Annotated in this window: 11 protein-coding genes and 1 tRNA gene; 5 read left to right on the forward strand and 7 right to left on the reverse strand. The window is 70.7% G+C overall.

Features of this window, described 5'->3' with window-relative positions; genetic code table 11:
* Positions 1–402 precede the first annotated feature (402 nt).
* Positions 403–780, reverse strand: a complete 378-nt coding sequence (locus CRV15_RS12925; RefSeq protein ID WP_003954976.1) for a hypothetical protein — start codon at positions 778–780, stop codon at positions 403–405.
* A gap of 137 nt (positions 781–917) precedes the next feature.
* On the opposite strand from CRV15_RS12925, the gene hrpA reads away from it, so the two are divergent.
* The 3 genes from hrpA (at position 918) to CRV15_RS12940 (ending at position 5723) form a co-directional block, all read left to right on the forward strand.
* Positions 918–4850, forward strand: a complete 3933-nt coding sequence (gene hrpA / locus CRV15_RS12930; protein WP_009997006.1) for an ATP-dependent RNA helicase HrpA — start codon at positions 918–920, stop codon at positions 4848–4850.
* A gap of 94 nt (positions 4851–4944) precedes the next feature.
* Positions 4945–5019 (forward strand) — tRNA-Asp (locus CRV15_RS12935).
* Positions 5020–5390: 371 nt separating this feature from the next.
* Positions 5391–5723, forward strand: coding sequence for a DUF6274 family protein (locus tag CRV15_RS12940; protein WP_003954978.1), 333 nt, complete (start codon positions 5391–5393; stop codon positions 5721–5723).
* Between the two features lie 417 nt (positions 5724–6140).
* Here CRV15_RS12940 and bldC read toward each other — a convergent pair whose 3' ends face one another.
* Entirely contained in the window at positions 6141–6347 is a 207-nt protein-coding gene (bldC, locus tag CRV15_RS12945; protein ID WP_003949541.1) for a developmental transcriptional regulator BldC, read from the reverse strand.
* A 476-nt stretch (positions 6348–6823) separates the two neighbouring features.
* Positions 6824–7663: a DUF8083 family protein gene (locus CRV15_RS12950; RefSeq protein WP_003954979.1), complete on the reverse strand. Its 840-nt coding sequence runs from the start codon at positions 7661–7663 to the stop codon at positions 6824–6826.
* 176 nt (positions 7664–7839) lie between these two features.
* On the opposite strand from CRV15_RS12950, the gene CRV15_RS12955 reads away from it, so the two are divergent.
* Both CRV15_RS12955 and CRV15_RS12960 read left to right on the forward strand, forming a co-directional pair.
* Complete coding sequence (locus tag CRV15_RS12955) at positions 7840–8931, forward strand: Leu/Phe/Val dehydrogenase (RefSeq protein WP_003954980.1); 1092 nt, start codon at positions 7840–7842, stop codon at positions 8929–8931.
* A gap of 280 nt (positions 8932–9211) precedes the next feature.
* The gene (locus CRV15_RS12960; protein ID WP_003954981.1) at positions 9212–9460 is read left to right on the forward strand and encodes a DUF3073 domain-containing protein; all 249 of its coding nucleotides are present in this window, start codon (positions 9212–9214) and stop codon (positions 9458–9460) included.
* Between the two features lie 172 nt (positions 9461–9632).
* On the opposite strand, the gene purM is transcribed toward CRV15_RS12960, so the two are convergent.
* From purM to CRV15_RS12980, 4 genes are all read right to left on the reverse strand, one after another.
* Positions 9633–10736, reverse strand: a complete 1104-nt coding sequence (gene purM / locus CRV15_RS12965; protein WP_003954982.1) for a phosphoribosylformylglycinamidine cyclo-ligase — start codon at positions 10734–10736, stop codon at positions 9633–9635.
* A 78-nt stretch (positions 10737–10814) separates the two neighbouring features.
* Positions 10815–12332, reverse strand: a complete 1518-nt coding sequence (gene purF / locus CRV15_RS12970) for an amidophosphoribosyltransferase (protein ID WP_003961210.1) — start codon at positions 12330–12332, stop codon at positions 10815–10817.
* Positions 12333–12542: 210 nt separating this feature from the next.
* On the reverse strand, positions 12543–13361 hold the full coding sequence (locus CRV15_RS12975; protein ID WP_009996982.1) for an META domain-containing protein: 819 nt from the start codon (positions 13359–13361) through the stop codon (positions 12543–12545).
* Positions 13362–13426: 65 nt separating this feature from the next.
* Entirely contained in the window at positions 13427–14287 is an 861-nt protein-coding gene (locus tag CRV15_RS12980; protein ID WP_003961209.1) for a maleylpyruvate isomerase family mycothiol-dependent enzyme, read from the reverse strand.
* Positions 14288–14338: the final 51 nt, after the last annotated feature.

Consider the following 14338-nt stretch of genomic DNA (forward strand, 5'->3'; position numbering starts at 1 on the left):
CTAAACGAAGGCGGGAGCGGAAGGCGGGGACGCGCCCCGCGCGGGGCGGTCGGCGGACATCCGGACACAGCGCTCGCACCGGCACGGCGCCGCACCGACGCGGTGGGCACGGCGGCGCGGCGACCGCGCGGACGGACACGACCCGCAGACACGGACACGCACACGGGCACAGGCACGCAGCACGGACACGGACACGGACACGGACACGACGGTGCCCGGCGGCGGACCCGTATCCGGGCAGCGGCACGCCCACCACGGGTACGGCCGCGCCACGCCGACCGTCGGCCGTCGCCCACCCGTCCTCGTGCACGGACGGATCGGGCTGCGGGCGGGCACGGCGCGGAAGCCGCCGCGGAAGGACGCGGGCCCAGGGCAGGGGGGTGCCGGTCCGGGCGGTCCGGCCTACACGCGCAGCAGGATCGAGAGGTCCACCGGGGTCGGTGGGACAGGTGGCGGCGGCCCCCGGTCCGGCGCCCCGCCGGGCAGCCGGCCGGACCACACCTGACCGGCCCCCGTCCCGTACGCGGCGTACGCCACCGGCACCGGCTCGTACGAGCAGACCGGGCGCGGAGGCGGCGAGGGATGGGCCCCCCGGTCCTCGTCCGGCGCGCCCTTGCCGCAGCCCTGCGGCTCCCCCGGGGCGCTCGCCACCGGCCCGGCGTCCGCGCCTCGTACGTCGGCGGACAGCGGGCAGGCGAGCACCAGCAGCGCGAGGACCATGCCCAGCAGCACGGCGGCCGACAGCGGCAGTCGGCTCCGCGGGGCACGGCTGAGCGGCATGGACGCGCTGTCCCTTCCCGTGGCTGGGCCGGCTGGGCTCGGTCGAGCTGATCGGAATGATCTGCTCCATACTGCACCAGCTTGCGCTGGAAATGCGTTCGCCACTGCTCCGACGAGGGTGCGATCCTGGGGGCCGTATGTCTACTTCCTTCGCCGACCTCCAGACGCTGCTGGCCGGGGTCTCACTGCGGGACTCCCACCGGCTCGGCCGCCGTCTCGAAGGCGCCCGCCGCATCCGTAAGCCCGAAGCGCGGCAGGCCGTGCTGGACGAGATCGCCGCCGAGGCGGGCAGGGCCGCCGAGCGAACGGCGCGGCGCGCGGCGCGGGTGCCCGCGGTCAGCTACCCCGAGCAGTTGCCCGTCAGCCAGAAGAAGGACGAGATCCTGGAGGCGATACGCGACCACCAGGTCGTGATCGTCGCGGGTGAGACGGGGTCGGGCAAGACGACCCAGATCCCGAAGATCTGCCTGGAGCTGGGCCGGGGCGTCCGGGGCATGATCGGGCACACCCAGCCGCGCCGGATCGCCGCCCGGACCGTCGCGGAGCGGGTCGCCGACGAGCTGGACACCCCGCTCGGCGAGGCCGTCGGCTGGAAGGTCCGCTTCACCGACCAGGTGAACCAGGACAGCACCTTCATCAAGCTGATGACGGACGGCATCCTCCTCGCGGAGGTCCAGACCGACCGCGAGCTGCACGCCTACGACACGATCATCATCGACGAGGCCCACGAGCGCTCGCTCAACATCGACTTCCTCCTCGGCTATCTGGCGCGACTGCTGCCCAAGCGGCCGGATCTGAAGGTCGTCATCACCTCCGCGACCATCGACCCCGAGCGCTTCTCCCGCCACTTCGGGGACGCGCCGATCGTCGAGGTCAGCGGGCGGACCTACCCGGTGGAAGTGCGCTACCGGCCGCTCCTGGAGGAGGACGACCCGGACGGCCCGGACAGCGACCGCGACCAGATCACCGCGATCTGCGAGGCCGTCGAGGAGCTTCAGGCGGAGGGGAAGGGCGACATCCTCGTCTTCCTCTCCGGCGAGCGCGAGATCCGCGACACCGCGGACGCGCTCAACAAGAGGGCCTATCGCTTCACCGAGGTCCTGCCGCTGTACGCGCGGCTCTCGCACGCCGAGCAGCACCGGGTCTTCCAGCCGCACACGGGCCGCAGGATCGTTCTGGCCACCAATGTCGCCGAGACCTCGCTGACGGTCCCCGGCATCCGGTACGTCATCGACCCCGGGACCGCCCGTATCTCCCGCTACAGCCACCGCACCAAGGTGCAGCGGCTGCCGATCGAGCGGATCAGCCAGGCCAGCGCCAACCAGCGCAAGGGCCGCTGCGGCCGGACCTCCGACGGCATCTGTATCCGGCTCTACTCGGAGGACGACTTCGAGGCGCGGCCCGAGTTCACCGACGCCGAGATCCTGCGCACCAACCTCGCGTCCGTCATCCTCCAGATGACCGCGGCCGGGCTCGGCGACATCGAGAAGTTCCCCTTCATCGACCCGCCGGACCACCGCAACATCCGCGACGGCGTACAGCTCCTCCAGGAGCTGGGCGCGTTCGACCCCGTCCAGAAGGACCCGCGCAAGAAGCTCACCCCGCTCGGGCGGAAGCTGGCCCAGCTTCCCGTCGACCCCCGGCTCGCCCGGATGGTCATCGAGGCGGAGAAGAACGGCTGTGTCCGCGAGGTCATGGTGATCGCCGCCGCGCTCTCCATCCAGGACCCGCGCGAACGCCCCGCCGACAAGCAGACCCAGGCCGACCAGCAGCACGCCCGGTTCAAGGACGAGACCTCCGACTTCCTCGCCTTCCTCAATCTCTGGCGTTACATCCGCGAACAGCAGCGGGAACGCGGCTCCGCCAGCTTCCGCCGGATGTGCAAGCAGGAGTATCTGAACTATCTGCGCATCCGTGAGTGGCAGGACATCTACGCGCAGCTGAGGCAGGTCGCCAAGAGCCTCGGCATCCAGGTCACCGAGGCGGACGGCCCCGAGGCCGGAATCCATGTCTCCCTCCTCGCCGGACTCCTCTCGCACATCGGCCTCAGGGACACGGACGCCAAGAACGAGTACCTGGGCGCCCGGGGCGCGAAGTTCGCCGTCTTCCCCGGCTCCGCGCTGTTCAAGAAGCCGCCCCGGCTGGTGATGTCCGCCGAGCTGGTGGAGACCTCCCGGCTGTGGGCCCGGGTCAACGCGAGGATCGAGCCCGAGTGGGTCGAGCCGCTCGCCCAGCACCTCGTCAAGCGGAACTACAGCGAGCCGCACTGGGAGAAGGACCAGGCGGCGGTGATGGCGTACGAGAAGGTCACCCTCTACGGTGTGCCGATCGTCGCCCAGCGCAAGGTCAACTACGGGCGGATCGACCCCGAGACCTCCCGGGAACTTTTCATCCGCAACGCCCTGGTCGAGGGCGACTGGCGGACGCACCACAAGTTCTTCGCCGACAACCGCAAGCTGCTCACCGAGGTGGAGGAGCTGGAGAACCGCGCCCGGCGGCGCGACATCCTCGTCGACGACGAGACGCTCTTCGACTTCTACGAGCAGCGGGTGCCCGAGCACGTCGTCTCCGGCGCGCACTTCGACTCCTGGTGGAAGCAGAAGCGGCAGGAGGCGCCGGACCATCTCGACTTCGAGCGCGAGATGCTCATCAACGAGAGGGCGGGCGCGGTCACCAAGGAGGACTACCCGGACTCCTGGCGGCAGGGGCGGCTGAAGTTCCGGGTGACCTACCAGTTCGAGCCGGGCGCGGACGCGGACGGCGTCACCGTCCACATCCCGCTCCAGGTGCTCAACCAGGTCACCGACGAGGGCTTCGACTGGCAGATCCCCGGGCTGCGCGAGGACGTCGTCATGGAGCTGATCCGCTCCCTGCCGAAGGCGATCCGCCGCCACTATGTCCCGGCGCCCAACTACGCCGGGGCCTTCCTGGAGCGCGCGGTGCCGCTCCAGGAGCCGCTGCCGGTGACGCTCGCCCGGGAGCTGCACCGGATGGTCGGCGTCCCCGTCTCGGCGGACGACTTCGACCTGTCGCGGGTCCCCGACCACCTCAAGATCACCTTCCGGATCGTGGACGAACGGCGCCGCAGGATCGCCGAGGACAAGGATCTGGAGGCGCTGAAGCTGGCCCTGCGCCCGAAAGCCCGCCAGGCCCTCTCCCGGGCCGCCGCGGCCACCGCCGGGCCGCAGGGCGGGTCGATCGAGCGCACGGGGCTCACGGACTGGACGATCGGCACCCTCACGAAGGTCTTCGAGACCCGGCGCGCGGGCCAGCCGGTGAAGGCGTACCCGGCGCTGGTGGACGCGGGCGACACCGTCTCGGTACGGCTCTTCGACACGGAGGCGGAGCAGCGCCAGGCGATGTGGCGGGGCACCCGGAGGCTGATTCTGCTCAACATCCCGGTCAACCCGGCGAAGTACGCCCTCGACAAGCTGAGCAACCAGCAGAAGCTGGCGCTGTCGGCCACTCCGCACGGCTCGGTCCAAGCGCTGTTCGAGGACTGCGCCACCGCGGCGGCGGACCGGCTGATCGCGGACCACGGCGGGCCCGCGTGGGACGAGGAGTCCTTCCGCAAGCTGTACGACCTGGTCCGCGCCGACCTCGTCGACACCACGGTGCGCACGGTGGGCCAGGTGCAGCAGGTGCTGGCCGCCTGGCAGGCGTGCGAGCGCCGGCTGAAGTCCACGAACAGCCTGGCGCTGATCAACAACGTCCAGGACGTACGGCAGCAGCTCGCGGCGCTGATGCCCGCGGGGTTCGTCACCCTGACCGGGCTGCGGCGGCTGCCCGACCTGATGCGCTATCTGGTGGCGGCGGACCGCAGGCTCCAGCAGATGCCGACCTCCGTCCAGCGGGACACGACCCGGATGGAGAAGGTCCACGAGATGCAGGACGAGTACGCCTGGCTGCTGGAACAGCTCCCGAAGGGGCGGCCGGTGCCGCAGGAGGTCCGGGACGTCCGCTGGATGATCGAGGAGCTGCGGGTGAGCTACTTCGCCCATGCCCTGGGCACGGCGTACCCCGTCTCCGACAAGCGCATCGTGAAGACGATCGACGCGCTCGCCCCGTAGTCGCTCGATCACACAGAGCGAGTTCGACCTGTGGGCCACCCCTGCTGTAGAGTCTCTTCTCGCAGCCCAGCGCAACAATCGGACTGCGAAACCTGGTCCTGTGGAGCAGTTTGGAGTGCTCGCCACCCTGTCAAGGTGGAGGCCGCGGGTTCAAATCCCGTCAGGACCGCAGCAACGAAGGCCCGCACCGGCACCCCCGGTGCGGGCCTTCGGCGTATCCGGCCCCGGCCCGGCCCGCCGGAGGCCGCGCCACGCGGCGGAGCCGCAGAAGGACACAGCACATCCCGTCGGGACCGCCCCACCGGAAGCGGGCGGTCCACCACCCCCGGCGCGGGCCTTCCGCGCGCCCGGCCCCGGCGCCTCCGGCAGGTATCGCCCGAGCATGTGCCAGGCAAACCCGGGCATGTGCCAGGCAAAGATGCGCCCTTCGGGGCGCCGGGCGTCTTGACGGAGCACCGCCACGCCGGTACCCACTCCTTAAGGCTCGACTCCTCACGGCCCGACACGGGCCCGCACCCACCACAGGTGGAGGTGACGTGCATGGCAGCGGCCACAGCTCAGCGGCACGCGACGAGGGCCCTGCTGCGGGCCCATCTCTCGGCCGCGTCCGGATATCGCCATCTCACCCGGCACTGCCCCATCTGCCATCGCCTGCTGCGGCTCGCGATGGAGCCCTCAGAGGCCGAACAGGGGCCCGCCCACCGGAAGCACGCGCGAACCGTCGACGGGGCCGTGACGGGCCCTCGGGGCGCATCTGACGGCCCGACAGCCAACGACCCTGGTGAGGCCCCCCGGGGCGGCCCCACGGACGCTCTCGCCGCGCTCGCCGCCCACACCCCCGGAACCGAGGACGAAGGTCCCGACAGAGAGTGACTTCGGCCCGGTTGCACCGGCGCTTCAAGGCGACACACTCGACATTGGCAAGAGGTTCACGGTGTGACGGGTGTCACCATATAGGTTTTCAAAACCCCGGCACTTACCACCCAGCTACGGGCAATCAATTTAATATGTGCAATTGCACCGTCTTCTGAGCATCCCCTCCTCGCCCTCCGCACACCCCTCCCCCCGGTTCGGTGACGGAACCCCTCCCCGGCGGAAGCAGCCCCGAGGGCCCGCGCCCGCCCCCCGGGCGGCACCGCCGGCGCCGTCCGGGCACAAAAAAATCGCGCTGGACCCGGCGGAGTCCAGCGCGATCGAAGACAGAGCCTGTTGGGGCAGACGCCCGCCTTGTGCTGCTTGGGTCGGGAGTTACCGGGATGGGGGTCCCGGAATCACCCGGTCAGCGAGGTCTCAGGCCTCGCTGCGCTGCTGCGGGATACCGGCGAGCAGCGCCCGTACCTCCGCTTCGCGGTAGCGGCGGTGTCCGCCGAGCGTACGGATCGACGTGAGCTTGCCTGCCTTGGCCCAGCGAGTGACCGTCTTCGGGTCCACGCGGAACATCGTGGCAACCTCAGCCGGGGTCAGCAGCGGCTCGGCATCAGGGGTGCGAGCGGTCATGAGCGGCCTCCTCGGGAGAACCGAACCTTCTCGGTTCTTTCCTCTAAATTCTGCACCTTGACCCACGTTGCCCGAAATGGCAGACGCAGGCCGAGTCGGTTATAGGACGAACGGCTTGTCCTCGGCACTACAACTACACCATCTGTCCAGCCTCGTCGGCCAAACCGACGGAATTGCCCTCCGAGGTGTCCATCAGTGGCTGAACGTCGATGGACCATGTCATAGCGGACAGTCACCTCACAGTGACGATCAGTCACAGAGCGAGCAGGAGCCACCAGACCCCCCATTGAGCGCAATGCAAAGCAATCCGCCCTTAGTTGGGCGGAAGGAACCCTCCCCGGACTCCTTGTCCTATTTTGACACGAGGGTAGGCGATAGGCGCAAGAGCCCAGTTAGTGCAGTCCGTCACGCTTGAGACAAAGGCCCGGATCGGGACCTAGGGCCCGCACGGAAGGCTCAATCATCCACAGATTCGCTCAGTTTGCGAATTGCAGGTCCTTCACGACCCGCCAACGCCCCACAAGCCGGGCATATAGCTCACCCGCCGCCGCCCGGTCGCCCTCCCGTAGCGCTGCGACCCCCGCGGCCACCTCCGCGGCCGAGTGGTCGTCGGCGAGCCTCGCCGGGGGCAGCACATGCACCAGACCGCCGTAGTCCAGCTCGATCAGCGAACGCGGATGGAACTCCTCCAGCCACTTCCCGACCACGAGCAGGCCCTCGCCGAGCGGGCCGGTGTGCTCCGCCTCCCGCAGTGTGCGCAGGGTTCTGGCCACCCGGCGGCGGGCCTCGACCATCGGGGTGCGGTAGCGCAGCACGGCCGCCCCGGGCCCCGGCGGCTCGTACTCCCGTTCCGTGTCCGCGAAGAGCGCGAACCAGCCGACCGGGATCTGCCACAACGAGGTCCTGATCCACGGCCGGGCGTCCGGGTTGCGGGCGCGCCACCGCTCCCAGTCCGCCGCCGCCTGACCGCGCACCACCGGCGGCAGGACCGCGTCGAGCAGGGCCGGGGGCAGCCGCTCGGTCAGCTCCTGGAGGGCCAGCCAGCCCCGCAGCCGGGTCTGCCAGGGGCAGACGCACACGGCCCCGTCCAGCTCCGCCACAAAGGCGTCCCCGCTCTCGTGGACGGGCACCGGAACCGGCGGGGTGGGCAGCAAATCAGCCAGTGAGCGGCGCAGTTCGTCCTGGGCGGTGGGGCTGCGGCCCTCGCGCGCGTAACGGGCCCAGCGCTCCCGCTCGGGCGGGGCGAACGCCGCCAGGGGCTCGTACACCCGCAGATAGGCCGCGTAGGGAACAAGGACCGACGACACCGCTGGCATGCGTGAATCCTTCCACGCGCGCCCCCCGCCCGGGGGTGATCCCGCGCACCCGGGGGTGATCTCGCGCACTGCGCCCGCCCGGCGTGGCCAAAGGACATACCCTCGTGCACTGTCGGACCTCCCCACCCCCAGGACGGTCCGCACCACCCGCCGCTTCGTACTTGGGAGTCACCACCGTGACCGATGTGCCCGGAGCCCCCGCCGATGTTCTGCACACCCTGTTCCACTCGGAACAGGGCGGGCATGAGCAGGTCGTGCTCTGCCAGGACCGCGCGTCCGGCCTGAAGGCCGTGATCGCCATCCACTCCACCGCCCTCGGACCCGCCCTCGGCGGGACCCGCTTCCACCCCTACCCCTCCGAGGCCGCGGCGGTCGCCGACGCGCTCAACCTCGCCCGTGGCATGTCGTACAAGAACGCCCTGGCCGGTCTCGGCCACGGCGGCGGCAAGGCCGTGATCATCGGCGATCCCGGGACACTGAAGTCCGAGGAGCTGCTGCTCGCCTACGGCCGGTTCGTGGACTCGCTCGGCGGGCGCTATGTGACCGCCTGCGACGTGGGCACCTACGTCGCCGACATGGATGTCGTCGCCCGGGAGACCCGCTGGGCCACCGGCCGCTCCCCCGAGCACGGCGGCGCGGGCGACTCCTCGGTCCTGACCGCCTTCGGGGTGTTCCAGGGCATGCGCGCGTCCGCCGCGCATCTGTGGGGCTCGCCCTCGCTCGCGGGGCGGAAGGTCGGTGTCGCGGGGGTCGGCAAGGTCGGCCACCACCTGGTGGAGCATCTGCTCGACGAGGGCGCCGAGGTCGTGATCACCGATGTGCGCGAGGACGCCGTACGGCGCGTTCTGGACCGGCACCCCCGGGTGACCGCGGTGCCCGACACGGAGACCCTGATCCGGATCGACGGTCTCGACATCTACGCGCCCTGCGCGCTCGGCGGGGCGCTGAACGACGCCACCGTCCCGGTGCTCACCGCCCGGGTGGTCTGCGGAGCGGCGAACAACCAGCTCGCCCACCCCGGGGTGGAGAAGGACCTCGCCGACCGCTCGATCCTCTACGCACCTGATTACGTGGTGAACGCGGGCGGGGTGATCCAGGTCGCCGACGAACTGCACGGCTTCGACTTCGACCGTTGCAAGGCGAAGGCCGCGCTGATCCACGACACCACGCTGGAAATATTCGCACGAGCAAAGAGTGATGGCGTTCCGCCGGCCGTGGCGGCCGACAGGATCGCGGAGCAGCGCATGGCGGAGGCCCGCACACGCTGATCCTCGCCGGAGGCTCGCCCGCCGCCCGGGGGACGAAGACTCACCCCGGTCGGCGGGTCGAGTGCCAAGAAGAGGTTAATATCGCAGTTGACCAGCGAGGACAGGGCTCCTCGCGGGTTCTGCGGAGTGGCACGTCATGCGGGCGGCGTACCGTATGGCTGCGGAAGCAGGTACCGTTGAAGCCCTACGGGCCGGTCTCTCCACGGAGAGTCCGTTCCGACTCATGAACGCGTGTCAAGACTCTGGGGCCGTCGAGCCCCGTCACCGAGGGGGTCGAGCCATGGGGCGCGGCCGGGCCAAGGCCAAGCAGACAAAGGTCGCCCGCCAGCTGAAGTACAACAGCGGCGGGACTGACCTGTCGCGTCTGGCCAACGAGCTGGGCGCTTCGACTTCGAGCCAGCCTCCGAACCCGGAGCCGTTCGAGGACGACGACGAGGAAGACGACCCGTACGCACGGTACGCGGACATGTACAACGACGATGACGACGACGATGGGTCGGACGCGTCGCCGCAGCGCCGGGGCGCTTGACGTCGTTCCGATCACTGACCCGGTCCGGGAGACTCCGGACCGGGTTCTGTGCTGTTCGGCTGTGGATCGTCCGCCCATCACCGGAGTGATCACCCCGAAGTCGGTGTGCTCCACCCCGAGGTGACCCAGGACCGGGGCCGGTCCGGGTACGTGTCCCGCCCGGCCCGTTCGCTCAGCCCGCGTACTCCCCGACCAGCTCCGCGCCCGTGGTGTGCGCGCCGCGCTCGGTGATCTCACCCGCGATCCAGGCGTCCACTCCCCGGTCGGCCAGCAGGGTCAGCGCCACATCGGCGGTCTCCCCCGGGACCACGGCGATCATGCCCACGCCCATGTTGAGGGTCTTCTCCAGCTCCAGACGCTCGACCTGACCGGCCTTGCCCACCAGGTCGAAGATCGGCCCGGGGGTCCAGGTGGAGCGGTCGACGACGGCGTGCAGCCCGTCGGGGATCACCCGGGCGAGGTTGTTCGCGAGACCACCGCCGGTGACATGGCTGAAGGCGTGGACCTCGGTGGTCCGGGTCAGCGCCAGACAGTCCAGCGAGTAGATCCGCGTCGGTTCGAGCAGCTCCGCGCCGAGACTCCGGCCGAACTCGGCCACCTCGGCCTCCAGTGCCATCCCGGCCCGGTCCAGCAGGACATGGCGGACCAGCGAATACCCGTTGGAGTGAAGGCCGGAGGAGGCCATCGCGATGACCGCGTCCCCCGTACGGATGCGATCCGGGCCGAGGAGCCGCTCCGCCTCCACCACACCGGTGCCCGCGCCGGCGACGTCGAACTCGTCCTCGCCGAGGAGCCCGGGGTGCTCGGCGGTCTCGCCGCCGACCAGGGCGCAGCCCGCGAGGACACAGCCCTCGGCGATGCCCTTGACGATCGCCGCGACCCGCTCGGGGTGCACCTTGCCGACACAGATGTAATCGGTCATGAACAGGGGCTCGGCGCCGCAGACCACGATGTCGTCGACGACCATGCCGACCAGGTCGTGACCGATGGTGTCGTACACCCCCAGCCGCCGGGCCAGATCGACCTTGGTGCCGACGCCGTCGGTGGCGGAGGCGAGCAGAGGACGCTCGTACCGCTTGAGGGCGGAGACGTCGAAGAGCCCGGCGAAGCCGCCCAGGCCGCCGAGGACCTCGGGCCGGTTGGTCCGCTTGACCCACTGCTTCATCAGCTCGACGGCGCGGTCGCCCGCCTCGATGTCGACCCCGGCACCGGCGTAGCTGGCGCCGGTGGCAGCGGCGTCGGACTGCGGAGCACGGTCGAAGGACTCGGCTGTCATGGCGATGAGAACTTTCGTGTCGTTACTGCGGAGCGGGGCACCGGGAGGGGAGGGGAAAAGGGGGGGAACGGGCAGGGATCAGGGACGGCGGAGCGCGTCGGCGGCGTCGGTGCCGCCCGCCAGCTCCGTTTCGAGGAGCTGCTTGCCCAGCAGCTCGGGGTCGGGCAGCTCCATCGGGTACTCGCCGTCGAAGCAGGCACGGCAGAGGTTCTTCCGGTCGATGGTGGTCGCCTCGGTCATCCCGTCGAGGGAGATGTACGCGAGCGAGTCCGCGCCCAGCGAGGCGCCGATCTCCGCGATGCCCATACCGTTGGCGATCAGTTCCGCGCGGGTCGCGAAGTCGATGCCGAAGAAGCAGGGCCACTTCACGGGCGGGGAGGAGATCCGGATGTGGACCTCGGCCGCACCGGCCTCACGGAGCATCTTGACCAGCGCGCGCTGGGTGTTCCCGCGGACGATGGAGTCGTCGACGACGACCAGCCGCTTGCCCTTGATGACTTCCTTGAGGGGGTTCAGCTTGAGTCGGATGCCGAGCTGGCGGATGGTCTGCGAGGGCTGGATGAAGGTCCGCCCGACATAGGCGTTCTTGACCAGACCGGAGCCGTAGGGGATGCCGCTCGCCTCGGCGTAGCCGATCGCCGCGGGGGTCCCCGACTCCGGAGTGGCTATCACCAGATCCGCTTCGGCCGGAGCTTCCGCGGCCAGTTTCCGGCCCATCTCCACCCGGGAGAGATAGACGTTCCGCCCGGCGATGTCGGTGTCGGGGCGCGCCAGATAGACATACTCGAAGACACAGCCCTTGGGCTTTGCTTCTGCGAAGCGGGAGGTCCTGATCCCGTTCTCGTCTATCGCGATCAGCTCGCCCGGCTCGATCTCCCGGACATAGGTGGCACCGCAGATGTCGAGGGCGGCGGACTCGCTCGCGACCACCCAGCCGCGGTCGAGCCTGCCGAGGACGAGCGGGCGGATGCCCTGCGGGTCCCGCGCCGCGTACAGCGTGGACTCGTCCATGAAGACCAGCGAGAAGGCGCCCCTGACCGCGGGGAGCACCCGGGCCGCCGCCGCCTCCGTGGACAGCGGCTTGCCGTCCTCGTCGACCTGGCCCGCGAGCAGCGCGGTGACCAGGTCGGTGTCGTTGGTCGCGGCCACCTGGGTCGCCCGGCCGTCCTGACGGGGCAGGTCCGCCACCATCTCCGCGAGCCGGGCGGTGTTCACCAGGTTGCCGTTGTGACCGAGGGCGATGGAGCCATGGGCCGTGGCCCGGAAGGTCGGCTGCGCGTTCTCCCAGACCGAGGCTCCGGTCGTGGAGTAACGCGCGTGTCCGACCGCGATATGACCGCGGAGGGAGCCGAGGGATGTCTCGTCGAAGACCTGCGAGACGAGGCCCATGTCCTTGAAGACGAGGATCTGGGAACCATTGCTGACCGCGATACCCGCGGATTCCTGGCCCCGATGCTGGAGGGCGTAGAGCCCGAAGTACGTGAGCTTTGCGACCTCTTCACCCGGAGCCCAGACACCGAAGACGCCGCAGGCGTCTTGAGGGCCCTTCTCTCCGGGGAGCAGATCGTGATTGAGTCGACCGTCACCACGTGGCACGGCACCGAGTGTAGGCGAGGTCGACCACTGGTCCGAATTGGGGAGGGGGTCTTTTCGGATCACCTTTTGGCCACGCGGACCGGGTCGGCGCCGGTCGGGCCGGGTACGCGGCCCCCGTACGGCCGGGGCGCGGCCCCGGGACCGGTCCGCCCGGGACCACCCGGCCCGGTGCCCAGGACCGCTCGGGGACCGTTCGGGGACCGTCCCCCGCTACCGTGCGGCCACCGCGTGGACGCCCGCCCCGGTCGCTCCGGTGAGGGCGAGTTCCCGACCCTCCAGCCGATAGGTCACCGTGCCGTCGAGCACCTTCAGCAGATGGGCCTCGACCTGTCCGCCCGTACCCATGCAGAGCCTCTTGGTGCTGACGAGGTCCTGAACGGTGATCTCCTGGCCGGATATCTTCCCGGTGCCCCGGAAGGTGTTGCAGCCGAGCCGCCCGCCGATCCGACCGTTCTTCGCGAAGGTCAGATGCGCGGAGCCCTCCGTCCCGGCGGGCAGCGACTCGGAGACATCCCGCGTGGTCAGGGAGGTGACCGTCCAGGTGGTGCCCGTCAGCGGGGCGGGGCCCTCGTCGACGAGGGCGACGGTGTCCCCGGCGGGCGAGGTGAGCGTGAGCCGCTTGCCGTCGAGCCGGGCGGTCAGCCGGCCGGTGAAGACGCCCGACAGGGTCTTCTCGAAGCCATGGATCTCGTCGGAGCAGGCGACCGTGGTCAGCTCGGCGGGTGCGACGGTGAGGGTGGCGCCCCGGAGCACGGCCTCCGCGCCGAAGCGGTTGCAGCCGTAGCTGCCCTGCGCCCGGCCCTTCTCCGTCAGCTCGATGTACGCCCCGGGGGGCGCGGTGGAGCGGCGGCCGTCGGCGGTGACGCTGTCGACGGTCCAGCGCACCCCGGTCAGCGGCAGCCCGGCCCCTTCGGCGGTCCGCGCGGAGTCGTTCCGGCCATCCGCACCACCACCCCCGGACCCGGAGCCGGACTCGGTGCCGCAGGCGGCGAGGGCGAGCAGGGCGATGGCGGTGAGGGTGGCGCTCAAGTGACGACGCATGCCCCTGGGACGGAACGGGTGCCGTTCCGGTTCCCCGGGCCGGAACGGGCGCGTCAGCTCAGGACCGGCAGCAGCTCCGTCAGATCGGCCCGCTCACCGCTCGCGGCGACCCGCGCGGCGTCGACGGCCGGGGCCCAGGCGAGCCGCCCGGTGGCGAGCCGTGCCCAGGTCAGCGGATCGGTCTCCACGACGTTCGGCGGGGTGCCCCGCGTATGCCGGGGCCCTTCGACGCACTGCACCACCGCGAACGGCGGAATCCGCACCTCCACCGCCCCGCCGGGGGCCTTCACCGCCAGGGCGTCGGCGAGCGCCCGGGTGGTGGCGGCGAGCGCCTGGCGGTCGTACGGAAGCTCAAGACCGGTCGCGGCGTTGAGGTCGTCGGTGTGGACGATCAGCTCCACACAGCGGGTGACGAGGACGTCCACGAGACGCATGGACGCCGGGCGGATCTGTGTCGGCCGCTCGCCGTCCACCACCCCGGCCAGGGCCTGTTCCAGCCGGTCGGCCGCCCGGCGGTACTCCTGGACGACGCCGCCGCCCGCCTCACCCGTCCCATCCGCCGTGCCTGCCCCGTTCACCTCGTTCAATTCATTCAACTCGTTCAACTCGTTCACGAACGTCCGTACGCGCTCGTCCACCGCGTCCGCCACCGAGCCGGTGCGAAGGGCCCACTCCGGCAGGCTCAGCTCCGCCTTCGGCGGCGCGGGCAGCGCGAGGCCCCGGGCCACGGACCCGAGCACCAGGGCGAGATGGGCGACCAGCTCCCGGACGGTCCACTCGCCCAGCCGGGTGGGCAGGGCGAGTTGTCCGGGGGTGAGGGTGCCGATGCCCTCCCGCAGCGCCGCGCTCTGCGCGAGCACGGCGGTACGGGTCCGGGCGAAGTCGTGGACGCGGGCGCGTTTGGCCGGGGGCATGCCCCGAGACTAGGCCCTGCGGTCCCGGCCCGGCCGGGGTACGCACCGGAC

Source organism: Streptomyces clavuligerus, from assembly GCF_005519465.1.
GTDB classification, from domain to species: Bacteria; Actinomycetota; Actinomycetes; order Streptomycetales; family Streptomycetaceae; genus Streptomyces; species Streptomyces clavuligerus.

Coding starts and splice junctions, on each gene's coding strand:
- CRV15_RS12925 (WP_003954976.1), bottom strand. CDS start 780: ATGCCGCTCAGCCGTGCCCCGCGGAGCCGACTGCCGCTGTCGGCCGCC.
- hrpA (WP_009997006.1), top strand. CDS start 918: ATGTCTACTTCCTTCGCCGACCTCCAGACGCTGCTGGCCGGGGTCTCA.
- CRV15_RS12940 (WP_003954978.1), top strand. CDS start 5,391: ATGGCAGCGGCCACAGCTCAGCGGCACGCGACGAGGGCCCTGCTGCGG.
- bldC (WP_003949541.1), bottom strand. CDS start 6,347: ATGACCGCTCGCACCCCTGATGCCGAGCCGCTGCTGACCCCGGCTGAG.
- CRV15_RS12950 (WP_003954979.1), bottom strand. CDS start 7,663: ATGCCAGCGGTGTCGTCGGTCCTTGTTCCCTACGCGGCCTATCTGCGG.
- CRV15_RS12960 (WP_003954981.1), top strand. CDS start 9,212: ATGGGGCGCGGCCGGGCCAAGGCCAAGCAGACAAAGGTCGCCCGCCAG.
- purM (WP_003954982.1), bottom strand. CDS start 10,736: ATGACAGCCGAGTCCTTCGACCGTGCTCCGCAGTCCGACGCCGCTGCC.
- CRV15_RS12980 (WP_003961209.1), bottom strand. CDS start 14,287: ATGCCCCCGGCCAAACGCGCCCGCGTCCACGACTTCGCCCGGACCCGT.